The sequence below is a fragment of the Haloarcula pelagica genome, assembly GCF_030127105.1.
Taxonomy (GTDB): Archaea; Halobacteriota; Halobacteria; order Halobacteriales; family Haloarculaceae; genus Haloarcula; species Haloarcula pelagica.
The window spans coordinates 1,334,260-1,357,304 of sequence record NZ_CP126161.1; the positions used below are offsets into that span (position 1 = coordinate 1,334,260).

At 66.3% G+C, this 23,045-nt stretch carries 23 protein-coding genes; 9 read left to right on the forward strand and 14 right to left on the reverse strand.

What is annotated here, in order from left to right; translation table 11 throughout:
• The first annotated feature begins 80 nt into the window (after window positions 1-80).
• The 3 genes from P1L40_RS07050 (at window position 81) to sufU (ending at window position 3,193) form a co-directional block, all read left to right on the forward strand.
• The gene (locus tag P1L40_RS07050) at window positions 81-1,328 is read left to right on the forward strand and encodes an aminotransferase class V-fold PLP-dependent enzyme (RefSeq protein ID WP_284010621.1); all 1,248 of its coding nucleotides are present in this window, start codon (window positions 81-83) and stop codon (window positions 1,326-1,328) included.
• A gap of 220 nt (window positions 1,329-1,548) precedes the next feature.
• Window positions 1,549-2,538, forward strand: coding sequence for an aldo/keto reductase (locus P1L40_RS07055; RefSeq protein ID WP_284010622.1), 990 nt, complete (start codon window positions 1,549-1,551; stop codon window positions 2,536-2,538).
• A 226-nt stretch (window positions 2,539-2,764) separates the two neighbouring features.
• Complete coding sequence (gene sufU, locus P1L40_RS07060; protein ID WP_284010623.1) at window positions 2,765-3,193, forward strand: Fe-S cluster assembly sulfur transfer protein SufU; 429 nt, start codon at window positions 2,765-2,767, stop codon at window positions 3,191-3,193.
• A 17-nt stretch (window positions 3,194-3,210) separates the two neighbouring features.
• On the opposite strand, the gene P1L40_RS07065 is transcribed toward sufU, so the two are convergent.
• Entirely contained in the window at window positions 3,211-3,381 is a 171-nt protein-coding gene (locus P1L40_RS07065) for a hypothetical protein (protein WP_284010624.1), read from the reverse strand.
• 171 nt (window positions 3,382-3,552) lie between these two features.
• On the opposite strand from P1L40_RS07065, the gene P1L40_RS07070 reads away from it, so the two are divergent.
• Window positions 3,553-4,350, forward strand: a complete 798-nt coding sequence (locus P1L40_RS07070) for a methyltransferase domain-containing protein (protein ID WP_284010625.1) — start codon at window positions 3,553-3,555, stop codon at window positions 4,348-4,350.
• Window positions 4,351-4,416: 66 nt separating this feature from the next.
• On the forward strand, window positions 4,417-4,908 hold the full coding sequence (locus tag P1L40_RS07075; RefSeq protein WP_284010626.1) for a pyridoxamine 5'-phosphate oxidase family protein: 492 nt from the start codon (window positions 4,417-4,419) through the stop codon (window positions 4,906-4,908).
• Here the strand turns inward: P1L40_RS07075 and P1L40_RS07080 are convergent.
• Both P1L40_RS07080 and P1L40_RS07085 read right to left on the reverse strand, forming a co-directional pair.
• Entirely contained in the window at window positions 4,881-6,599 is a 1,719-nt protein-coding gene (locus P1L40_RS07080) for a sensor histidine kinase (RefSeq protein ID WP_284010627.1), read from the reverse strand. The two genes, P1L40_RS07075 and P1L40_RS07080, sit on opposite strands and share 28 nt — an antisense overlap.
• A 79-nt stretch (window positions 6,600-6,678) precedes the next feature.
• Window positions 6,679-8,685, reverse strand: coding sequence for a heme-binding protein (locus P1L40_RS07085; RefSeq protein WP_284011115.1), 2,007 nt, complete (start codon window positions 8,683-8,685; stop codon window positions 6,679-6,681).
• A 131-nt stretch (window positions 8,686-8,816) separates the two neighbouring features.
• Here P1L40_RS07085 and P1L40_RS07090 point away from each other — a divergent pair, with 131 nt between their 5' ends.
• Window positions 8,817-9,710, forward strand: coding sequence for a hypothetical protein (locus P1L40_RS07090; protein ID WP_284010628.1), 894 nt, complete (start codon window positions 8,817-8,819; stop codon window positions 9,708-9,710).
• A gap of 4 nt (window positions 9,711-9,714) precedes the next feature.
• On the opposite strand, the gene P1L40_RS07095 is transcribed toward P1L40_RS07090, so the two are convergent.
• Window positions 9,715-10,260: a CDP-2,3-bis-(O-geranylgeranyl)-sn-glycerol synthase gene (locus P1L40_RS07095; RefSeq protein ID WP_284010629.1), complete on the reverse strand. Its 546-nt coding sequence runs from the start codon at window positions 10,258-10,260 to the stop codon at window positions 9,715-9,717.
• Between the two features lie 114 nt (window positions 10,261-10,374).
• Between P1L40_RS07095 and P1L40_RS07100 the strand changes: the two genes are divergently transcribed.
• Together P1L40_RS07100 and P1L40_RS07105 are read left to right on the forward strand one after the other, a co-directional pair.
• A complete protein-coding gene (locus P1L40_RS07100) occupies window positions 10,375-11,211 on the forward strand; it encodes a proline dehydrogenase family protein (RefSeq protein ID WP_284010630.1) in 837 nt (278 codons plus the stop codon).
• Between the two features lie 87 nt (window positions 11,212-11,298).
• Window positions 11,299-11,958: a DUF502 domain-containing protein gene (locus tag P1L40_RS07105; RefSeq protein WP_284010631.1), complete on the forward strand. Its 660-nt coding sequence runs from the start codon at window positions 11,299-11,301 to the stop codon at window positions 11,956-11,958.
• A gap of 12 nt (window positions 11,959-11,970) precedes the next feature.
• On the opposite strand, the gene P1L40_RS07110 is transcribed toward P1L40_RS07105, so the two are convergent.
• The 4 genes from P1L40_RS07110 to P1L40_RS07125 all read right to left on the reverse strand — a co-directional run bounded on the left by P1L40_RS07110 (window position 11,971) and on the right by P1L40_RS07125 (window position 14,979).
• On the reverse strand, window positions 11,971-12,396 hold the full coding sequence (locus P1L40_RS07110) for an ester cyclase (RefSeq protein ID WP_284010632.1): 426 nt from the start codon (window positions 12,394-12,396) through the stop codon (window positions 11,971-11,973).
• Window positions 12,397-12,531: 135 nt separating this feature from the next.
• Window positions 12,532-13,464, reverse strand: a complete 933-nt coding sequence (locus P1L40_RS07115; protein WP_284010633.1) for a branched-chain amino acid transaminase — start codon at window positions 13,462-13,464, stop codon at window positions 12,532-12,534.
• Between the two features lie 155 nt (window positions 13,465-13,619).
• Window positions 13,620-14,294 (reverse strand): 3,4-dihydroxy-2-butanone-4-phosphate synthase, encoded by a 675-nt coding sequence (gene ribB / locus P1L40_RS07120; RefSeq protein ID WP_284010634.1) that lies wholly within the window; start codon window positions 14,292-14,294, stop codon window positions 13,620-13,622.
• The gene (locus P1L40_RS07125) at window positions 14,281-14,979 is read right to left on the reverse strand and encodes a CTP-dependent riboflavin kinase (RefSeq protein WP_284010635.1); all 699 of its coding nucleotides are present in this window, start codon (window positions 14,977-14,979) and stop codon (window positions 14,281-14,283) included. The genes ribB and P1L40_RS07125 overlap by 14 nt, the downstream gene beginning before the upstream one ends.
• Window positions 14,980-15,489: 510 nt before the next feature.
• Here P1L40_RS07125 and P1L40_RS07130 point away from each other — a divergent pair.
• Window positions 15,490-17,457 carry a flippase activity-associated protein Agl23 gene (locus P1L40_RS07130; protein ID WP_284010636.1) on the forward strand — a complete coding sequence of 656 codons (1,968 nt, stop codon included), beginning with the start codon at window positions 15,490-15,492 and terminating at the stop codon, window positions 17,455-17,457.
• 130 nt (window positions 17,458-17,587) lie between these two features.
• Here the strand turns inward: P1L40_RS07130 and P1L40_RS07135 are convergent, their stop codons facing one another.
• From P1L40_RS07135 to P1L40_RS07160, 6 genes are all read right to left on the reverse strand, one after another.
• Window positions 17,588-17,719, reverse strand: a complete 132-nt coding sequence (locus P1L40_RS07135; RefSeq protein WP_284010637.1) for a hypothetical protein — start codon at window positions 17,717-17,719, stop codon at window positions 17,588-17,590.
• Window positions 17,720-17,867: 148 nt separating this feature from the next.
• Entirely contained in the window at window positions 17,868-18,845 is a 978-nt protein-coding gene (gene twy1, locus P1L40_RS07140) for a 4-demethylwyosine synthase TYW1 (protein WP_284010638.1), read from the reverse strand.
• 71 nt (window positions 18,846-18,916) lie between these two features.
• Complete coding sequence (locus tag P1L40_RS07145) at window positions 18,917-19,099, reverse strand: DUF8106 domain-containing protein (RefSeq protein ID WP_284010639.1); 183 nt, start codon at window positions 19,097-19,099, stop codon at window positions 18,917-18,919.
• Window positions 19,096-19,353: a DUF8028 family protein gene (locus P1L40_RS07150; protein ID WP_284010640.1), complete on the reverse strand. Its 258-nt coding sequence runs from the start codon at window positions 19,351-19,353 to the stop codon at window positions 19,096-19,098. Before P1L40_RS07150 ends, P1L40_RS07145 begins: the two co-directional genes overlap by 4 nt.
• Before the next feature lie 699 nt (window positions 19,354-20,052).
• Window positions 20,053-21,303 (reverse strand): saccharopine dehydrogenase family protein, encoded by a 1,251-nt coding sequence (locus P1L40_RS07155; RefSeq protein ID WP_284010641.1) that lies wholly within the window; start codon window positions 21,301-21,303, stop codon window positions 20,053-20,055.
• Between the two features lie 81 nt (window positions 21,304-21,384).
• On the reverse strand, window positions 21,385-23,007 hold the full coding sequence (locus P1L40_RS07160) for a BCCT family transporter (protein WP_284010642.1): 1,623 nt from the start codon (window positions 23,005-23,007) through the stop codon (window positions 21,385-21,387).
• Window positions 23,008-23,045 lie beyond the last annotated feature (38 nt).

Here is a 23,045-nt window from a genome sequence, read left to right on the forward strand (position 1 = left end):
CGAGTCCCGGCATCGCGAGCGCGGTCCGTTCTTTTAGGTGAACCGAAGGAAAGTTGCCCGTCGAGCCCCACGTACTGGTAATGGGACACTCCGAATCCGAACTGCTCGACGTGGCGAGCATCCGTGAGGACTTCCCCATCCTCCAGCGGGAGTTCGGCGGGCAGCAGGTCGTCTATCTCGACAACGCGGCGACGACACAGACCCCCGAACCGATCGTCGAGACGATCGCGGACTACTACCGGACGACGAACGCCAACGTCCACCGCGGGCTCCACCAGTTGAGCCAGGAAGCCAGCATCGCCTACGAGGACGCTCACGACCGCGTCGCCGAGTTCATCGGCGCCTCCGGCGAGCGCGAGGAGATCGTCTTCACGAAGAACACCACCGAGAGCATGAACGTGGTGGCCTACGCCTGGGGCCTGAACGAACTCGGTCCCGAGGACGAGATCGTCCTCACGGAGATGGAACACCACGCCTCCCTTGTCACGTGGCAACAGATCGCCAAGAAGACCGGGGCGACGTGTCGATACATCCGCACCGCCGAGGACGGCACGCTCGATATGGACCACGCCCGGGAACTCATCACCGACGACACGGCGATGGTCAGCGTCGTCCACGTCTCGAACACGCTGGGGACCGTCAACCCCGTCTCGCAGCTCGCGGACATCGCTCACGACCACGGCGCGTACATCTTCGTCGACGGCGCCCAGTCGGTCCCCAACCGCCCGGTCGATGTCGAGGCTATCGACGCCGACTTCTTCGCGTTCTCGGGCCACAAGATGTGTGGGCCGACCGGGATCGGCGTCCTCTACGGCAAGAAACACCTCCTGGAGGAGATGGAGCCGTACCTCTACGGCGGCATGATGATCAAGAAGGTCACCTTCGAGGACTCGAAGTGGAACGACCTCCCCTGGAAGTTCGAGGCCGGCACGCCGGTCATCTGTCAGGGCATCGCGCTGGCGGCGGCCTGTGACTACCTCGACGACATCGGGATGGAGCGGATCGAGCGCCACGAGCAGCGCCTGGCCGACTACGCCATGGAACGGCTGACCGAACAGGAGGACGTGGAGGTGTACGGTCCGCCGGCGGGCCACGAACGGGGCGGGCTGGTCTCGTTCAACCTCGACACCGTCCACGCCCACGACCTCTCGTCGATCCTCAACGACTCGGCGGTCGCGATCCGGGCCGGCGACCACTGTACGCAACCGCTCCACGACACACTCGGCGTGGCTGCGTCCGCGCGTGCCTCGTTCTACATCTACAACACCCGCGAGGAGATCGACAAACTGGTCGAAGCCGTCGACGACGCGCGGCAGTTGTTCGCGTAGCGGGCGTCTCGCCAGGCGCAGCAGTTGTTCGCATAGGGCGGGTCGAGGCATCGAGACTCGCGCAGCCTATTCGGGCCAGGAGCCATGCTGTCGTGGCCGGCGGGCCGACTGCCGACGCGAGCGGGATCGGCGGTGGTCGCGGCCGAGCGGAACCCGTAGCCGAGGCCACGGCGGAGTCGCCATGGAGAGCATTCATGTCCCGGTCGGTCCAACCGCGGGTATGGACCTCGAATACGTCCGACTCGGCGAGACTGGCCTGTCGGTCAGCGAACTGTCCCTCGGGACGTGGCGGTTCGGTCGCGAGACCGAGGACGGGACAGTCGAGATCGACGAGCAGCGGGCCCACGAACTGCTGGACGCCTACGAGGCCGCCGGGGGCCGCTTCATCGACACCGCCGACGTGTACGGCGGCGGCGACAGCGAACGCTGGATCGGCGACTGGTTGGCCGAACGCGACCGCGAGGAGTACGTCCTGGCCTCGAAGATCTACTGGCCGACACGCGAGGACGACCCCAACGGCCGCGGCCTCGGTCGGAAGCACATCCGGCGCAACATCGACCTGATGCTCGATCGTCTGGGGACGGAGTACCTCGACGTGCTGTACATCCACCGCTGGGACGAGGACACGCCCGCCCGGGAGCTGATGCACACCCTGACGGGCCTGGTCGACGACGGGAAGGTCAACTATCTGGGCGCCTCGACGTTCCAGCCCAACGCCTGGCGGGTCGCCCAGGCCAACGAACTCGCCGAACGCGAGGGCTTAGAGCCGTTTACGATCTCTCAGCCCCGCTACAACCTCGTCAACCGCGAGGTCGAGGGCGACTACCTCGACATGTGCGACCACTACGGCCTGGGCGTCTGTCCCTGGAGTCCACTGGGGCAGGGCGTGCTGACCGGCAAGTACGACCGCGAGGACCGCGCCGCCGACGCCTCCGCGGGCCGCAGCGAGGAGTGGAAAGACGCCTACCTCACGGAGGAGAACTTCGCCGTCGTCGACGCGGTCCAGGCCGTCGCAGAGGAGGTCGACGCCACGCCCGCACAGGTCTCGATCGCCTGGCTCATGCACCACGACAGCGTTGCCGTCCCGCTGCTGGGCGCCCGGACCGTCGACCAACTGGAGGAGAACCTCGGCGCCGCGACCGTCGACCTCTCGGCCGAGCAGTTCGAGCGTCTCGCCGAGGCCAAGCGCGGCCCGTACGACGACATCTGAGCGTTGCGGAGCGGTCGCGGCGGTGCGAAAGGAGTGCGGTGCGAAAGGAGTGCGGTGCGGAGCAGTCGCGGAGCGGCGCGGGGCGGTGGGCCGAGAGCGGCCTCCGTGCCGCGACCCGGGGAAGGGCAGGGTCTGCCTGAGAGCAGCCGGCGAGCGGAGCGCACCCGAGCGAGAAGAAGGCAGGTGGGAAGGCTTTTCTGCGGGACAACCCTACTGTGGAGCAATTATGGGTATCGGCGGCTCCGACATGTACCGACAGCAGATTCTGGACCACTACAAGAGTCCGCGCAACTACGGGGAGATCGACGACCCGACGTTCACACACGTCGGCGAGAACCCGATGTGTGGCGACGAGATTCGGATGGACGTGGTCCTGAGCGAGGACGAACAGACCATCGAACACGTCGCGTTCCGGGGTGACGGCTGTGCCATCTCCCAGGCGTCGGCGTCGATGCTCACCGAGCAACTCCAGGGGATGGCCGTCGAGGAGTTACAGGCGATGGACCGGGACGACATCGTCGACATGCTGGGCGTCGACATCTCGCCCATGCGGATCAAGTGTGCGGTGCTCGCCGAGAAGGTCGCACAGGACGGCGCCGAGATCTACTTCGGCGAGAAGGACATCGACCGGACGACGACGGAAGACGACGAGTAGCGGTCCGCTGGCCGCGATCAGAGGATACTGGGTCGCGGGAGGAGCGTCTCCTGACAGCCCGTGCAGGTGAACAGCCCGAACCGCGACGTACACTGTTTCGTCTCGCCACAGAGTTCGCACTCGCCGCGCTCACACTGTGGCCCGAAGGGATTTCCGGGTGCGTCGTCTCGTTCGACAGACCCTCTCATCGATTGTTCCACTGTTCCGTCTACAGCGGTATGAGTCTTCTACATCTTTACTACACGTGGAATTAATCGAGTAAATATAACAAACGTTCAGTCACGAACGGCCGGCGAAAGTGTGTCACGACGTGTCGCACTGGCAGTGCAGTTTTCCGGCCCGACGCTGTGGTACGATTCATGACAGATGGGAACGACTGGGACGCCACGGAGTACGACCGGGACCACGCCTTCGTCGCCCAGTACGGCCGGGACCTGCTGGAGCTGCTCGCCCCAGAACCCGGCGAGCGGATCCTCGATATCGGCTGTGGCACCGGCCACCTGACGGCGGCGATCGCCGACCGCGGGGCCGAGGTGGTCGGGATCGACGCCGCGCCGGAGATGGTCGAACAGGCCCGGGCGGCCCACCCCGACTGCACGTTCCGGCAGGCCGACATCCGCGAGTACGACCCCGACCGCCCCTTCGACGCCGTGTTCTCCAACGCCGCGCTCCACTGGATTCCCGGCCCGGATCACGACGCCGTGCTGTCGACCGTCGCCGACGCGCTGTCCCCCGACGGTCGGTTCGTCGCCGAGTTCGGCGGCCACGGGAACGTCGCCGCGATCACCGACGCGCTCGAATCGGCGTTGGCCGACCGCGGCTACGAACGCTCCCATCCCTGGTACTTCCCCAGCGTCGGCGCGTACGCGCCACGCGTCGAGTCCCACGGGCTGGAACTGCGCCTCGTCCGGTTGTTCGACCGGCCGACGGAGCTGGACGACGGCGAGGCGGGGCTGCGTAACTGGATCGGGATGTTCGGCGACGAGTTTTTCGCCGGTGTCGACCCGACGGAACGCGAGACGGTGCTGGATACCGTCGAGGACCGGCTGCGACCGCGGCTGTTCGACGGCGAGTCCTGGACCGCCGACTACCGTCGGCTTCGGTTGCTGGCACGGCCGTACGCGGACGATACTCGACCGGGCCGGCCCGTCGAGTGAGCCGACCGTCGGCGGCACGGCCCTGCCCCGGTCAGCAGTTATCCCCCTGCCGCGCCTACGTCGACTATGTCACTCTCCGAGGAGGTCGAGTCACTGATCGCCGACGCACCGCTGAGCGCACACCTCGCGACCAGCGTCGACGACCGGCCCCACGTCGCGCCGGTGTGGTACGTCTACGAGAACAGCGAGACCTACCGTGCGGTCAGCGACCGAGCGGTCACGGAGTCCCCGCAGGTGTGGCTTCTCACCGGCGGGAAGAAACTCCGGAACGTCAGACAGAACCCCCGCGTGGCGCTCTCGATCGAGCGGGCCGACGAGTCCGGCGTCGACTGGGCCGCACAGCTGCTTGGGACGGCCCGAATCGTCGACGACGAGCGACAGGTAGCGACGATCGAAGCGGCGCTCGATCGGAAGTACCGTGGCGGCGAGGGGACGACCGACGGTGGAACAGACGCCGGTGAGGACGGGACCGACGGTGGCGAGGAGTGGGCGCTCCTGGCCGTCCGGGTCGGGAGCGGGACGGCACAGCGTTACGGTTCCGAGAGCGGCGAGGGGTAGAGCTCCGTCACCTCGAACCGGGCGCCGCCGCCCTCGCTGTCGGCGTACTCGATCGACCAGCCGTGGGCCTGGACGATCCGCTCGACGATCGCCAGCCCGAAGCCGGTGCCGTCGCTCTCGGTCGTCACTCCCAACTCGAACACGTCGCCGCGCTCGGTGTCGGAGATGCCCGGACCGTCGTCGGCCACGTAGAACCCGCCGTCGAAGGCCCCGACGGTCACTGCTACGTCCGCACCGCCGTGCTCGATGGCGTTGCGAAAGAGGTTCTCGAACACCTGTCGCAGTCGGGTCTCGTCGGCGACCACCGTCTCGTCGGTCTCGATGGTCAACGTCGCCGTCTCGGTTCCCACCGCCGCCCAGGCCGCCCGGCAGACCGTCGCGAGGTCGACCGACTCCTTCTCGTCGATGGTCTGGCCCTCCCGCGCGAGGTGTAACAGCTCTTCGAGCATCGTCTCCATGCGCGTGATCGCGTCACTGGCGTCGTCGAGGTGCGAGAGCTCGCCCGTCCGGCGGGCCAGTTCCACCTTGCCGTCGATCACCTGCAGCGGGTTCCGCAGGTCGTGGCTCACGATGCCGGTGAACTCCTCAAGCCGCTCGTTTTGCGTTTCGAGCGCCTGTTGACGGGCCTCCCGCTCGGTCACGTCCCGCATGGCGATGACGTGTCCCCGGGCGATGTCGTACCGGTCGGTGATCGGGGTGGCGCGAACGTCGTAGGTCACCGAGACCAGCCGTCCGTCGTCCCGCCGTTGGGTCGTCACTTCCGTGGTGATCGGTGCCGCTCCGTCGCCGGCGTCCACTCCCCCGTCGGGCGACGCAACGACCTGTTGCAGGCCGTCGATGTCGACATCGGCGAGCGACGGGCGACGAGGGTCCGGCGGCAGATACGCCCCCGCGGCCTCGTTCCAGTCGACGAGCCGGCCCCGATGGTCGACGACGTACACCGGGTCGACCAGTTCCTCGAACAGCGTGTCGGCCGCCATCGGCGTCACGTCGAGGAAGTCGTAGCGGTACAGCGCGATACCGATTCCGACGGCCTGGACGACGAAAAACAGTGGCGTCAGGTCGATCCCGGGCCGAATAGCGATCCCGGCGTAGAAGCCGGCGTTGGCGACCGTGATCGCCAGCGTGACGGTAAAGACGATAGCAGTCTGTTTGCGGTAGAGGTTCCGTGCGGTAAAGAGCAGGCGGCCGAGTAACAGGAAGGAGACGCCGAGGAGTGCGTAGACGATCACCAGTTCGGCGCGCGCGACGACACCGAGTTCCTCGACGACCACCCGAAACACACCGTAGGTAGCCTCCCGCCGCTCGGGGACGACGATCCCGCCCGGATTGAGCAGGTACAGAACGGTGTAGATCGGACCCTGAGCCACGATCAGTTGCCTGAGGCGGGTCGGTACTCGATCGCTGTCGCCCGTGTACTCGACGACGAACAGGAAGAAGAAACTGGCCGACAGCGCGGCCGACAACGTGACGAGCGCGCCCCACACGGCCGCCGGGAGCCCGAACAGATCGAGTCCTTCGGCGAGCGTGAACAGCGCCCAGCACCCGTCCGTGAACAACAGCCGTGCGAAGGGGTCCGACACCGGGTGGTCAGAGCGCCGCCCGGAGTACCATGCGAACCCGAAACTGGCGACTGCGGCGATCCCCAGGAGCGCCAGGATGAGCGTGCTCGCCGCAACGACACCAGCCATCGTTTCCTCCTCCGTCGCTGGCCGCTATACGCTTGTGGACCCATTATCACCACCGATAACGGACGTGACAGCTCGGTGACTACGCCAGGAACACGTGTCGCGGTCGATCCGCCAGCACGTCCCGTCCCCAGTCGACGGTCTCGGAGAACTCCTCGGAGCGGAAGAACGTCATCGCGTCCTCCTTGCTGTCCCACTGGCTCGCGATGAACATGTCGTTCTCGTCGTCGTAGTTCGCCAGCAGCGCCGTCTCCCGGTGGCCCTCCATCTCCGCGAGCAGGCCGCCGACGGTGTCGAACTTCTCGACGAACTCCTCGCGGTACTCTGGCTTGACCGTGTAGAACATCCCCATCGTCCCGAAGCCGTCGCTCTCGCCCTGCCGGCGGACGACATCGGGGAGGTCGGTCAGGTAGCCGCTCGCGGTCTGGGCGGCGTCCTCGGTGTCCCACAGCGAGGCGACGGCGGTGGTTCCCGAGTCGGTGTCCCGGTAGATCGAGGTCCGGACGTGGGTGTCGTAGCGGTCGAAGGCGCCCCGCAGGTCCGCGACCTCGGCCGCCAGGTCCTCGGGGTCGGCCGCCGAGTAGACGACCAGGGCGTACACGTCTTCGCCGTGTGGCTGGCCGGCGTAGACGCCCGCCTCGTCGAGTTGCTCCCGGATGGATTCCGAGGACGCCGCGGCCTGGTCGTCGGTGTCGTCGACGCCCTCGCCGAGCTGGCCGCCGAACTGCTGTTCGATGCCGTCGAGGTCGCTGAGGAATCCCGCGGCGGTCTCGGCGGCTTCCTCGGCGGTCCAGATGCTCACGACGAACGTCTGGCCGCTCTGGGCCCGCACCGTCGTGGTGACGTGGCGGTCGTAGTGGTCGAAACTCTCCGCGAGGTCCTCGACATCGTCGACGATGTCCTCGGCGTCCGCGCTCGAATGGAAGAGCAGCGCGAAGTCCCCGGCGTCGTAGGTCTCGCCCTCGTGGAGTCCGAGTCGGCCGACGCGCTGGACGGCGTCGTCGACGACCTCGTAGTCGCCCGAGACATCCGGTCGGCCGCCGCCGGAATCGTCGCCGTCGTCTCCGTCGTCAGTCGGGTGCTCCCCGTGCTCGCTCGCCGGGCGGTCGGCGTCGTCGCCCGTCTCGCCGTGGGGATGGTCGCCCTCGCCGGCGCTCCCGGGGTGTGCGCCGCTGTGGCCTTCGGTGTCGCCGGCCGTCCCGCCGTCGTCCGCGTGGGCACCCGCACCGTGGTCGGCGTGGGCGTCGGTCTCCGTCTGTCCGGCGTGGGCCTCAGGGACACCACCCGTGGTGTCCGTATCAGTCGGGACGCGCTGGCCGGCAAGCACCGCGGGCAGGTCCCCGGGGGCGAACTTCCGGCCGACGTAGAAGGGGCCAAACTCCGCGAACTGGGAGGTCGAGGGGTCGAACCGCATCTCGGTCAGGAGTTCCTTGATGCTTGTCATTTCCTCGCTCCAGAGGGTGATCCCCCACTCCCAGTCGTCGAAGCCGATCGAGCCACAGATCATCTGGTTCACGTCGCCGCCGTACCCGCGACCGATGTCGCCGTGGCGCTTGATGTGGGCGGCCCGCTCCTCGAAGCTGGTGTCGTACCAGTTCTGGTCTGGCTGGCGGCGTTTGCTCATCGGGTAGAAACAGACGAACTCCTCGTCGGGCACGTCGGGGTGGAGGCGAGCCTGGATGTACTGTGCCAGCCCGGAGTCGTCGTCGACTTCCCCCTCGAAGTACTCGCGGGACTTCTCGGTGTAGCCCGACGCCTCCGTGACCGAGACGTAGGAGAACTCCTGTTCGGTGAAGGCGGCGAACTCCGTCTGTTCGAAGTGCCGCTCCGCGGCGTCGAGATCGCCCATCGTCGGCCGCAGGTGGAGGATCATGATGTCTGCCTTGTGGCCAAGCACCGTGTAGACGGCCGTCTGGCCCGCTTCGCTGTCCTCGACGGCCTCGTAGGCCGACAGGAAGTCGATCCCCTCCGAGAGCGCCCGGTCACGGACCCGCTGGGGGGCCTCGCGCCAGGCGTCCCAGTCGATACTGCGACAGTCGTGCAGGACGTACCAGCCCTCCTCTGTCGCCGGCGGCTTGCGTTGCTCCATGGCCGGCGGTTCGGCGTGGACGCTAACGAACCTTCCCATCTCCCAGCGACCGCCCGAATCGGAGGCGATCGACCGCGCGACGATCCTGTGGTCCACAAGACACTTTCCGTCCGAAAGACGACCCGACGGCCGTGAACCGACGTAGCTATCTCGCCCTGTTCGGGACGACCCTCGGTTCCCTCGGTGGCTGTGTGCAGTCACCGGGTCGCGGGCCCTCCACCCCGCCGACCGACGAGACGACCCCCGCATCGACCGACGACGGGTCGACACCCACGCCGACGACGACCGCCGACCGAGAGCGTGTCGGGATCGGCGAACATGTCACGATCGACGGCACCAGCGTCACCGTCGCGAACCCGCGTGTCAGGCTCGCGATACCGTTTTCGGGGATGCACGTCCTTCCGCTGACGACCGACGTGGGCCAGTTCGTCGTCGTCGACGTGACCGTCGACGGGAGCCCAGCGGCCGAACTCGACGGGGAACTCGCCGCCGTCGTCGACGGGGAGCGGGTCCAAGAGAGTTCCGGGCAGGCGACCACGACCCAGGGGTCGTTCGGCGTTCCGTTCCCCGTGGGCGCCCACGAGACGGCCGCAGTCCGTCGGACGGCCGGATCGACCGTCGTCGAGTGGGGACTTCCCGGGGCGGTCCGGACCGCGCTCGCCGAGACGCCCGCGTTCCGCGTCACGTCGTTCGAGAGTCGCCTGCACGAGGGCCAGCGGGTCGTCGAACTGACGGTCCGCAACGACGGCGGCCGGGACGGGCAGTTCCTCGGTCGTCTCTCGTTCGAGGGGTTCAGCGGCGGCGACATCGTCTCGTTCGGGGTCCCGGCCGGCGAGTCCGAGCGTTACAGCGGCCGGCCCGGAAAGGTCCTGCTGTACTTCGAGAACGACGGCGGCGGGACGCTCACGCTGCAGTACCCCGGTCCTGACGGGATGGAGTCGGTCGAACACACCGTCTCCGTCGACACCGAGACGGGGTCGCCAGCGTCGACGGCGACCGAGACGCCGACCGTGGTCGATCAGTGATCGCTCACCACGGCTCGTTTTTCACGCCGAGCAGATACGCGATCCCGTTGGTCACGACGTGCAAGAGTGGCGTGACCACGACGATCGCCACCAGCACCGGCCGCGTGAACGTCGCCAGGAACCACCCCGGCGCGACGACGAGTGCGACCAGCAGGGCGCCGACGACGAAGTCCAGTTGGTCCAGGCCCGGGAAGGCAGCGCCGCGTTCGCGCCCGCTGCGGCGTTTGACGAACGAGGCGCCGATGTCGCCGAGCATCGCGCCCAGCGCCAGGCCGAAGCCGGCCACGAGGGGGAAGGTCGGGAGCGAGTACCCCAGCGCGGCCCCCACGGTGGTCGCGAGCGCGTTCAGCACCAGCGCCAGGCCCGTCCCGGCCAGGGTCCCGACGGCGGTGCCTCGCCAGGTCTTGCCGTCGCCCAGTAGTCGGCTCCCGCCAAGCGTCCGGCCGCCGTCGATCGGACGGCCGCCGCCGGCCAGGACGGCCGCGTTGTTCGGGATGTACGCCGGCCCCATCACCCACAGCGCCGTCACGACGACTCCCACGAGGTCCATGTCGGGCCGCTCTCGCGCCCCGTTCTTAACTGCTGTGAGGGCGGCTCGGCCGCCCGACGGCGAGTATGTCGGCCAGGGAAAACGTTCATGCCGAGTGGGCGGCAATATTTACCCATGCTTCCGCCAGTCGCGAACCGCTTTATCGCCGGGGAGACCGACGCCGAGGTGCTGGAACACGCCCGGCAGCTCAACCAGGGCCAGGTCGGCGCCATCTGTAACAGGCTCGGCGAGCACTACCACACCAGAGGGCGAGCCACGGCCGACGCCGAGGCCTACGAACGGCTCGTCGCCGACATCGGGGACAGCGACCTGCGAGCGTGTGTCTCCGTGAAGCCGTCACAGCTGGGCCTGTTCGTCGACGAGGGCGTCTTCCGGGCGAACCTCGCGCGGGTCGTCACGGCGGCCGAGGCGGCTGGCGTCTTCGTCTGGATCGACATGGAGGACCACACGACGACCGACGCCACGCTGGACGCCTTCGAACACCACGCCACCGAACTGGGCGGTGGCGTCGGGGTCTGTGTCCAGGCGAACCTCCGGCGGACCCGCGAGGACCTCGAACGGCTGGCGGACGTACCCGGGAAGGTCAGACTCGTCAAGGGGGCCTACGACCCACCGAAAGACATCGCCCACCAGGGCCGCACCGCCGTCAACGAGGCCTACGAGGCGTGTCTGCGGTACATGTTCGAGCACTTCGACGACGGTATCGCCGTCGGGAGCCACGACCCGCGGATGTTGACCCTGGCCGCGGACCTGCATACGAGACACGGAACGCCCTACGAGATTCAGATGCTGATGGGCGTCCGGACCGACGACCAGTTCGAACTGGCCGACTCGGTCGATGTCTGGCAGTACGTCCCCTACGGCTCCCGGTGGCCGTCGTATTTCTGGCGGCGGGTGCTGGAACGAAAGGAGAACGCGCTGTTCGCGTTGCGGGCCGTCGCCGGAAGCTGAGCCCCGCTGCGGGCTGGTTCTCAACGGCCTCCCAGCGGATGGAACAAAAAGGGAAGGGCTGATATTCCGGGGACCACTGGTAGACGTATGGTCTCGTCCTCGTCGTGGAAGCGTGACTTCGCGAGCGGACTCATCGTCCTCTTGCCCTTCCTGGTGACGACGTACGTCATCCTCTATCTCTACGGGATCCTCGCGTCCGCGGCGGTCATCCCGGCCATCGACTCGGAGCTCCTGCTGTCGCTCGGGATGGGGCCGGGGATCGCGAACGACGCACGCGCCGTCGAACTGGCCCGGGTGATGACCGCGCTCGTCATCTTCATCCTCATCGTCTTCTCGACGGGGTACCTGATGCGAACCGCAGTCGGGGACATCCTGGAAGCCGCACTCGACGACGTGATGAATCAGGTGCCGGGGCTGCGGGTGGTGTACAACGCCTCGAAGATGGCTATCGAGACGGCAGTCGGCGGCACGGAGGAACTCCAGAAACCGGTGAAGCTCGAAGTGTGGGACGGGATGCGGATGACGGCGTTCAAGACCGGGAAGACGACCGAAGACGGCCGTGAAGTGCTGTTCTTGCCGACCGCACCCAACATCACGACCGGGTTCGTCATCGAGGTCGATCCCGCCGACTACGAGGCGACCGACGAGCGCGTCGAGGACGCCCTGACTCGCATCCTCAGCGCCGGCTTCGGCGACACACACGAGCAGGAGGAGACCGCGATCACGATGCTCACCGAGGACGACTGACGGCGGGTCGGCTCACTCGACCGGTCGGTCGACGGTCCCGAGTTGTCGGAGCATCCCGAGCCTGTCGTAGTTCAGCCAGACCGCCGCGAGCACCCCGTCCTCGACCCGGACCAGCCCCTGTCCCGTGATATCGACCGGGCGGCCGGTCGCCTCGATTCCCTGGAAGGGGCCCTCGTGGGTCCCGGTAGCCGTGAACCGGTAGGCGACGGTGTCGCCCTCCGCGACGAGGTCGGTCAGTGTGTGGTGGAGATCCGGGAACGCCGCCCAGATGGCCCGTTCTCGCTGGAGCGCCGCCTCGACCCCGTGGATCACGTCACCGCCGTCGTGGAGGACCAGCTCAGCCGCGTGGTGCTCACGGAAGGCCTCCGGATCCTGGGCATTGAGCCCGTCGTTCGCGCGCCGTACGAGTTCCTTGTTCGCCTGGAGTGCTGTCGACATAGCCGTACTCCCGTGCCCGAGAACGGGCACTATTTGCCACTTTCGCGGGTGTTGTCATAACTGTTGCCACACGGTGGCGCGTAGCTGGTGTGTACTCGGCGTGTACGACGCGAACACCGCAGATCGAAGCCGTCGCTACACGTACCGGAACCACTCTTCGCGGTCGCCCGACTCCACCAGATCGAAGAAGGCCGTCTGGATCTCGTCGGTGACCGGGCCTTTCGTCCCCTCGCCGATGACGTTGTCGTCGACGCTGCGGATCGGCGTGACCTCCGCGGCCGTGCCGGTGAAGAACAGTTCGTCGGCGGTGTACAGTTCGCCCCGCGAAATGGTGGCCTCGTCGTGGACGGTGTAGCCCATCTCCTCGGCGAGCGTGATCGCCGTCTGGCGGGTGATGCCGTCGAGGATCGACTCGGCCAGCCCGGTCGTGTAGATCTCGCCGTCCCGCACGAGGAAGATGTTCTCGCCCGGTCCCTCGGCGACGTTGCCCTCCTTGTTCAGGACGATGGCCTCGGTGTAGCCGTTGCGCTTTGCCTCCTGGGAGGCCAGGACGCTGTTGACGTAGGTGCCGGTGGTCTTGGCGTTGGTCGGGATCTGGCTGGAGGCGTACTTGCGCCACGAGGAGATGGCCACGTCGACGCCCTCTTCGAGGGCTTCCTCGCCGAGGTACGCCCCCCACGGCCAGACGCCGATGGCGGTCTTGACCGGCGACTTCTCGGGGTTGAGTCCCAGCGGGCCGTAGCCGTAGAAGGCGACCGGCCGGATGTAACACGAGTCCAGGTCCTCCCGGCGGATGAGCTCCTCGGTGGCTTCGGTCAGTTCCTCGCGGTCGAACGGGATGTCGATGTCGTACACCCGTCCGGAGTCGTAGAGCCGGTCGAGGTGTTCCTCCCAGCGGAAGATCGCCGGGCCGTGGTCGGTGTCGTAACACCGCACGCCCTCGAAGACGCCCGTCCCGTAGTGGAGGGCGTGGGTGAGCACGTGGACCTGTGCGTCCTCGAAGTCCACGAACTCGCCGTCCATCCAGATGGTGTCGACCCCCTCGAACATCTCGGGTCGATCGCTCATCGGTCCCACTCCGTCGCCGGGTCCCGTCGGTCGCCACAAGCGCTGTTCACAAGTGTCTCGTCGCGCGTCATATCCAGTGCAAAGGCGGCCCCGGTTAAGAGTGTTGCCGGTTCACGTGTCGGTGTCACACGCCCCGTGCTCGGCCGCGGTGTGGCTCACCCCAGGTGGTCGACCAGACTCGCGCCCTCGACGTAGGTCAGGCCCTCGCGGTCGGCGTAGGCCCGCGCGGCCGCCGGCGGGAGCGCCGCGCCGGTTTCGTCGTCGAGCATCTCACAGACGACGACCGCCGGGGGCTGGTCGGCAGCCGCCGCCAGCGCGATGCCCAGTTCCGTGTGTCCCAGCCGGTCGGCCAGCAGTCCCGGTGCGGCCCGCAGGAGGTGGACGTGGCCCGGCGCACGGAACCGCTCGGCGAACGCCCCCGGGTCGGGCTCGGCGGCCACGGCGGCCAGTTCCCGGATCGTCAGCGAGCGGTCCTCGTCGGTGATCCCCGTGAAGGTGTCGCGATGATTGACCGTCAGCGAGAACGACGACCGTTCGTCGTAGGCCAGGTCGTGGTCGGCCGAGGTCGGGTGGTCGAGGGCCTCCTGCATGAACGGTAGCTCGAGGCGGTCGGCCACGGCGTCCGAGAGGGCCACACAGACCAGCCCGCCGGCGTCGTTGCGCATGCGGGCGACCGCTTCGGGGGTGACGGCGCCGGCCGGGTAGACGAGGTCGGTCTCGCCCTCGCGGTCGGCGGCGTCGTGGATCAACACCGGTTCGCCCCGACCGAAGGCGGCGACCGCGTCGGTCACGTTGTCCGTGTCGGCGGTGTCGGTCTCACTCCGAGACATGCGCGATCACCTCGTCGCCGTCTGCCAGCCCGAGCACGTCACGCAGTTTCTCCGGGGCGATGACCTCCAGTTGCTCCTCGCCGTGGTGGGTCCGTTCGGGCGCGATGATGTGGGCGGGTTCGTACTCGCCGTCGCCGCTCTCGATGGACGCCGGATAGCAGTAGGCCGGCCCGTAGGTCCGCTCGTCGTCCTCCCAGCCCTCGATCGTGACGGGTTCGACGCCGCTCAGTCGGGCCCGCTTGCGGACGCTGTCCTCGACGAGTTCGACGTTGAGTGTCCCCGCGAACGGTTCGTACCCCAGGCGATCGATGAACTGCTCCATGTAGCCCGGCAAGGTGATGTAGTGGCGCCCCTCGCCCATCCCGGAGGTGACCCTCCCGGTGAGGTCGACGCTGGCATCGTTCTCGAATATCTGACGGTAGTCGGCGTACTCGGACTGGAGCCGGCGGGCGCCGGCGTCGGTGATCCGAACGTCCTGGCCGTCGCTGGCGATAGTTCGCTCGACGAGCCCGGCGTCCTCCAGTCCCTGTAACCGACGGGACGCCGTCTGGTTCGAGGCGTCCAGGCGCTCGGCCAGCGCCGCACAGGAGACCTTCGTCGGCCCCTCCAGTGCCCCGTCCAGCGCCAGCACCTTCAGCGTCGCCAGAGCGTCCTGCCCGACGGTCTGTCCCGTAGATTCAGCCATACGCCGACGTTCGGCCCGCCGGCGGATAAGCATACCGAACGTGAGATACGTCACACATGTGGAACGGTGAAGAACCGGCAGAGAGTTTGTCGGCTCGACCGACGCAGTCGTCCGTTCGTGGTGCTCAACCGTGAATGTTCTCCCGAAGGTGTGCGGGGTTTGAATAGGTCGGGTTCTCGTAGGCGTGTCGACCACGGGCAGTGCCGTCCTCTGGGAGACGTATGCCTGTGAAGCAGGGCCTACATTATTTTTCACAGTCGTTTTTGCCCATCCGGAAGCTAGATCGGAACTCGTCCGATGGACTCCCCCCGTAACTTCCAGCAGTCGACAGCGTTCATGCCCGCCATCGGTTCTGGGACACCGGTGTCCTGGCCCGAATCCGACCGGAGGACGCTGGAGTTGCCGTACGTCAGCCCAGACACGGTGACCGGCCCTAAGTGCTTTCCGGAGAATTAAACACAGAATCGAGTAATCACAGTTGCTTCCGTACTCCCAAGACCAGACAGGGGTATGTCCTCCACCAGCCACGCCCTGACGGTCCTCAGTGCCTGGCGTGAAACCGCCACCGAGTGGCTCGGTACGGCCGAGCGGTCGGTACACAGCGTCGTCGCCAGTATTTCCCTCCTCGCACTGGGACTGCGACTCGTCGGCCTGGGGTCACGAGCCGCACATTTCGACGAAGCCCGCGTCGCCTACTGGGCCTATCATCTCGCCGAGAACGGCGGGTTCTTCCACCGACGGATTGTCCACGGTCCCCTGATACAGCACGTCGACAGCTGGCTCTTCGCAGTCTTCGGCGCGACCGACACGACGATGCGCGTGTTCGTCGCGCTCGTCGGCGGATTCCTCCCGTTGACGGCGTTGTTGTTCCGGGCACATCTCCGACGGCTCGAGGTACTGGTGCTCGCTACCCTGCTAGCGATCAATCCCGTGTTGCTGTACTACTCGCGGTTCATGCGATCGGACGTCCTCGTCGCGGCGTTCATGTTCACGACGTTCGGGTCGCTTGTCCGCTTCGTCGACACGCGACAGGTTCGCTACCTCTATCTGAGCGGGTTCTTCGGTGCGCTCGGGTTCGCCTCGAAGGAGAACGCGCTGGTGTACCTCCTGACCTGGCTGGGCGCTACCGGTCTCATGATCGGGAAGCGGTTGCTCGTCCCGAAAGGGTACCGCTCGGCCATTCGGTTCTTGCTCTCCAGGCCATCCCCGACAGTCGTCGGCGGACGAGTCCGGACCCGGATCCACGACCTCTCGACCGGCGCCGTGCGTACACTCAGATCGGCCTGGCAGCGTCGCCCCCGGCCGCTCCGCACAATCGGTTCCTACACCAGCCACGGTCTCGGAGCCGCACTCGTCTTCTGTGCCGTCCTCGTGTTCATGTACGCCCCGCGTGGCGACGCCCTAGGACTGCACTACTCGGCAGCAGCGATCTCCCGCCAGCCGATCCCGTTCTGGCGTGGCGTGACGTCACCGGACGCGCTCTGGCCGATGATCCACGATACGACAGTCCACACTGTCGGGGAGTACACTGCATGGTTCGACCCTGCAAGCACGAAGTCATCGACCGAGCACGGCGGGCCCCTCGCTGCGCTTGCAGCTGCAGTCGAGGCCTCCCGGGGAGATTACGCGGTCCTGCTGAAGGCGCTCGGTCTGACGGCACCTGCGGTGCTCGGGTTCGCTGTCCTGGGATACGGCCGCGATCGACTCGGAACCGGCCAGGCACGCCATCTCGTCCCGTTCACCTTCTATTGCGGTGCTGTGTCGATCGTGGGCTATCCGATCGGGACCGATATCGCGGCACCGTGGCTGGCAGTTCACGTCGTGGTCCCGCTGGCAGTACCCGCAGCAGTCGGTGCTGTAACTATCTGTCACTGGGGCGCCCAGGCTCTGGAAAGCGGTGACGGGATCAATGTCGCTTTGTCGATAATGACGGTCCTCCTCGTCGCCGTACTCGTCGGAAGCATCGCCGTCTCGAACGTCTACGTGAACGAGACAGCCGACGAGAACCCGCTGGTACAGTATGCTCAGCCCGATAACGGCCTTACCGAACACGTCGAGACGATCAACAGGATCGCCCAGTTCCACGAATCCGGCCCGGACGTGCTCTTCTACTACGGTGAAACGGAGTACGACGATCGGCGCGCCTTCGTGGAGGCAGACCAATCGACGTGGGACAGTTCGGCGTTCCCGCACAGATATCACTGCATCAGGTGGTACAACAGTCTCCCGCTGGGCTGGTATTTCCGAACGGACGACGTCGCCATCTCGTGTGAACGCGACCGGAGTGAGCTTTCGGACCGGGCCTCGGCCGGCACCGTCCCCGTGATCGTCACCCAGTACGCCGATCGAACAGTGCCTGCACAGCAGCTCAGACAGGCCGGTTACGACCGGCGTGGATACTACCACAGGGCAGGTGGTCGCTGGGTGTACACCTCGGTCTGGGTCCATCCGACGTATGCGCAAAACAGTACCTCCTGACCGCTACCCTGGTACCGAATCCACTGTGGAGCACAGAGAGCGTCTGCCGCCCGACCTGTAGACTCTCGCCCACCTCCTGGCGCTCCCCACGAGGAGCGGCATCGACGGGCGCTGGACCGAACCCTCGCCCTCAATAGCTAAACGTCCGCTCGACCAAGACGGTCGCCTCGCCAGTATCGGGCTGTGTCCAGACGACACGGACGACCTGTCCGTCCCGGAACACCGGTTCCGTGGCGCCGGCATCCGCGTCGTCTTCGCCCACCTTTTTTTGCCTCGGGTGACCTCACTCCGTTCGGTCACCGCTCGTTGAAAAACGTGGTTCTCGTGAGCGTAGCGAACGAGTGCTCGAAAGACGAGCACAGCGAGTCTTTCGGTGGCGAAAAAGCGGCTGCTCACTCCGTTCGCTGTCCTCAGTACTCCACTAGCGCGTCCTGCTCCCAGAACTCGCTCCCCTTCTCCAGTTTCGGGACCCAGGTCTCCTGTTCGCGAGCGAGCATCGCGACGCGGGACTCCCCGACCTCCTTGATCACGTCGTGGGGGAGGTACTCGCCGACCTGTTCGGTAAAGTCGAGCACCTCACCGTGTTCGGGCATCGAGTCCCGGTCCAGGCGGCCGCGCGAGTGGCCGACGTGCATGTAGGCTTTCAGTTCGACGAAGTCGGCGTCGGCCCGGTCACACATCGCCGCGTACCACTCGGGGTGGTGCATGTTGTGGCCCTTGACGAGCGTCGTCCGGATGACCGTCCGTGTGTCGTCTTTCTCGGCCAGTACGTCGAGCGTCTCGATCAGCGAGTCCCAGGCGTCGTCTTCGACGGCTTTGACCGTCGAGTCGAAGGTCTGGCGGTCCGGTGCGTCGACGGAGACGTACAGCTGGGTGGGATCACAGCGGGCCAGCATCTCCGGGTTGGTCCCGTTCGAAACGAGGAACGTGGTGATGTCCCGCGCGTGGAACTCCTCGATGAGTTCGTCCAGATACGGGTACAGTGTCGGCTCGCCGTCCAGCGAGATGGCGACGTGGCGCGGCTCCATCGCCTGCTCGAACACCTCACGGGGCACCTCGTCGTTGCCGCCAAAGCCCGAGAGCAGTTTCCGCTGGAGGTCGATCGAGGCCTCGGCGACCGCCGCCGGGTCGTCCCACTCCACGTCGCCCAGTTCGTACGCGTGGCCGGCGTGGTCCCGCCAGCAGAACACACAGCGCTCGTTGCACTTCACCACGGGCGTCATCTGGATACAGCGGTGGGACTCGATGCCGTAGAAGATGTACTTGTAACACTTCCCCTCGCCCCGCATGGCGTTTTTCGTCCAGCCGCAGGTCTGTGCCGCCGTGTGGTTCTCGCTGTGGTAGGCGGGGTCCGAGACCTGTTTCGGACCGCCGTCTGCGTCGCTCATTGGCGGGAGAACGTGTCCGAAGGGTAAAGTATCCGTTCCTCCGGGCGGCCGGAGAAAACCCAGTCAGGGGGTCAGACGCCGGGCTGGTCGACCACGACAGTGCCACAGCGGGGGCAGAGCAACCGTTCGCCGGCGGCGGAGTCGTCAGCGATCCAGTCGCCGTCGAGCGGGCTCTCGTGGGGACAGGCCGGACAGAACAGTCCGGTCTTCTCGCGGCGGTGCGTGGATTCGTGGGCGGGGGGACAGAGGCTCATGCGTTCGGGGAGTAGTTGTGGCCCAGGGCGGCACACAGGACGTTCAGGACGACGAGGCCACCGACCAGGAAGGGCTCGGTCGCGACCACGTTGGTCGCGAGCGTGCCCGCGATGACCAACGGCAGTGGGATCGTCGCCCAGAAGGCGACGCCGCGGAAGACGGAGACGACGGCCCCGACGATCGTCGTCAGGAGTGCTTGCAGGCTCGATGCGACAGCGGGCGGGCGTGGGATGGAGGGGTCAGCAGTGGACATGACTGGGTCACGTATCTCCACCATGTACTGGCAACCCCATATAAAGGGCAGACCGTGGGCTTCGATTCAGTTTCGTTCACCGGTTTCCGGTTCGTTTCACCACGTTTTTCGGCCGATTACAGACCGTTCGAAACCGCTCGAAATCGCCCGAGAAATTTTATAATCGATTTTGAAACCGTGGTCCGACATCTATTGAGACCAATATAGGAGTCGTGACTTCCCGAGCGTGGGGGCCGACTCCCGCCCGCTCGGTCGGGGTAACCGAGCGGGGTCCGGACTCGGCCGCGCAGGAACAGGGCGATGTCGCTATCTCCTCCTTCGCTGATCGTATCGGCGCCATTTTAATATCGAATGTCTGATTTTGCACTCATATCTAGTCAGTCTGCAGCGAAACGCTGCTGTACTGGGGGTATATTCGAACAGTTTTGGTCATTATGCGGACGTTTCTCAGCTTCGTCCGCAGTATCGGTATAGAAGCGGACCTATACTATAGCATATAGGGACATTTTCTACCACTATCGACGCTATAGAGAGTATAATTCTTGTTTTAGCGTTCTACAACCACCATTTCTGTTTACTTGGTAGTCCATTGATTATAAAACACGCTATTCAAAGACTATATCCGGGATTGTTGTTCGGAGCGAGCGAACGTCGGATCGGTCGACGGTGTCGCCACTGGCCGGCGGCGAAGCGAGCCTGTCAGTCCTGCGTGGGTGGGGTCGAGGGCTGGGGAGTCTGTTCCTCGCGGAGTTCGAAGCCACGGGACTCCATCTCCTCGAAGTATCGGTCGGCGTCGAGACCGCTCGTCTCCGTGATGAAGATGCCGTCCTCGTCGACGCTCCCCTCGGCCATCAACTGCAGCGTGACCGACAGCGGGACACCGACATAACAGCCGTACTCGCGCATCAGCGTGATGTCGTTCCCGTCGAAGAACGGGAACGGCTGAGTGAAATGCAGGACGGTCCGCTCGTCGCTGCCGTCGACGCTGCCGGTCACCTCGGCCGAGAGGATAGTCTGGGGCGTCCAGTCGGTCTCCGGCGAGAGGTCCGCCGGCGCTTGCCACTCGGACTCGCGGGCCTGCCCGTCGGCTTTGACCTGTGTCTGCATGACCTCGACCGGGTCGACCGTGGTGTCTTCGGCCTCGACACCGTCGGAGTCGAAGGCACCGGCGGCGTGCAGCGTCCGCTCGTAGCGCTTCCACTCGTCGTGCCAGGCACCGCGCGTGATGATCGTGTCGACATCCTTCTCCTGTGCGATGGGTGCCTTCGGGAACGTGATCGGTTCGGGGTGGGAGATCACGTAGGTCGACTCCTCGCCGATCGGTTCGGGGAACTCGAACTCGCGTTGCTGGCTGAACGCCGGGAGGTCGTCGACGACTTCGCCGTCGACCCACTTGGCCCGCTCGTCGACGTTCGGATCGTGTTCGTACGTGACGGTGTCGGTCAGCCCGGGCGTCGTCTGTGTGAGCAACCGCCACATGCCCCAGTAGAAGTTGACATCGCCGACATCGTCGAGCGTCTGACAGGCGGCCATCCCGAGCGCGATCGTGCTGACGAGGCCGCCGTTGGCGAACCACAGCGAGTTGCCCGCCTCGGCGAACGACTCCGACCGCGAGAGCACGTCGTCGAAGTCGAAGGCGTTCAGGTCGACCCCGGTGAGGTCGCCGACTTCCTCCATCGCGTCGAGGACGTTCTCCTCGAACTGATAGGGGAGGCCGTTGACGACGTAGTCCGCGCCGTCAAGGACGCGGGCGATGTCGTCCGCGTCCGTCGCGTCGACCGGTTCGAACCGGAAGCGGTCGTCGTCCAGTAGTTCGATCAGCCGGCGCGCGTTCTCCTCGTCTGCGTCGGCGACGACGATCTCGTCGAAGTCGCTCGTCTTGTGGAGGTCGTAGACACAACCCGATGTCATCGCTCCGGAACCGCCGAGTACCACGGTCTGTTGACTCATGACTCGTCTCTAACCAATCCGATGCATCAACTTAAAATTGGTGGGTGTCGCGTGTGCGTGCGCGACCCCGAAGCCCCTGCGTCAGTCGTCGCCCCGGCGGGCGAACGGACTGCGGTCGGCGACGGCGTCCGCGACGGTCCGGGAGTCGTCGTCGCCCCGTTCGGTCAGCAGGACCGGCCGTGTCTGCTCCAGTTCACAGACCAGGCCGACGAGACACAGGACGAGGACGAGCGCGACGGGCAGTCCCAGCAGGACAACCAGGTCCTGTAGCGCGGCGATCCCGCCGGTACTCAGCAACAGCGACGTGAGCAGGCCCACGAGGGTCCCCCAGACGACGCGGTTGGCCGTCGACGGGTGGGGGTCGCCGCCGGTCGTGAACATCGCGAGGCTCAGCGTCGTCGAGTCGACGGTGGTCACGAGGAAGGTCATGACCAACAGGAGATAGACGGCAGAGAACACCCCACCCAGCGGGACCAGCGCCTCGAACAGCGGGAACCCGACCACGGCGATCCCGCGCTCGGCGACGACCCCGAGGAGGTCGAGACGACCGGTCTCCTGGGCCCACAGCGACGAGCCACCGGTGACCACGAACCAGGGGAACGACGCCGCCGATGTCCCCACGAGGCCGGCGAACGCGATCTGTCGGACCGTCCGACCCCGGCAGATCCGGGCGATGAAGATCCCGATCATGGGGGCGAAAGAGAACCACCAGGCCCAGTAGAAGACGGTCCAGCGACCGACCCAGGCGCCGTCGCCGCCGGCGTTGGTGAACAGGCTCATCGAGACGAACTCGCCGGCGTAGCCGCCAAACGCCTCGGTTCCCACCGAGAGCAGATAGGCCGTCGGCCCGAAGGCGAACAGCACGGCGAGCAAGGTCCCGAACAGGTACATGTTGAGCGTCGAGAGCCGCCGGATACCGCGTTTCACGCCCAGCGCGGCCGAAAACGTGAACCCGACCGTCAGGCCAACTGTGACGAGCAGCGTCCCCAGGTCGCCGACGGTCACGCCGTAGTTGTACGACAGTCCCGCGAGAAACTGCGTGACGACGAACCCCAGCGAGACGGCGACCCCGCCGACGGAGACGACGACCATGAGGATGTCGACCGGCTTCATCCACCAGCGATCGAGGTTCTCGACGCCGACGAAGGGCGCGAACACCGTCGAAGGCTTGATCGGCGCGTCCGCCCGGTGGACGTAGTAACCGATGGTGATGCCGAAGACGAGATACGCCGACCACGGCGAGATCCCCCAGTGGAGCAGCGTATACTGGATCGCGTCGGGAACCGTCGCCGCACTCCGGGCACCGGACTCGAAGAACGGGATGCCCGACCGGTAGTGAAACAGTGCCTCCGCGGGGCCGTAGAACACCAGCCCGGTCGAGAGCCCGGCCGAGAACAGCATCGCCAGGACCGACGGGTACGAGAAGTCGGGGTCGTCGTCGGGGCCGCCGAACCTGATGTCGCCCCAGGGCCCGATCAGGAGCCACACGCAGAACACGACCGCCAGGAACATCGCCCAGAGATAGAGCCAGCTCAGTTTGCCCCAGAGCCACGTGTTCCAGGCCGTCAACTGCTCGGCGGCCGCCGCCGGCCACGCCGCCACGAGCCCGATTGCGACGACAGTCAGCACGGCGCCGCCGAGGAACACCGACGGTTCGACCTCCTCGCGGGCCGCCGCCAGCGGTCCCGGCCAGCGGCTACTCATGGTCGCTCCCGGCCCACAGCCCGTCGGTTCCGTGCGTG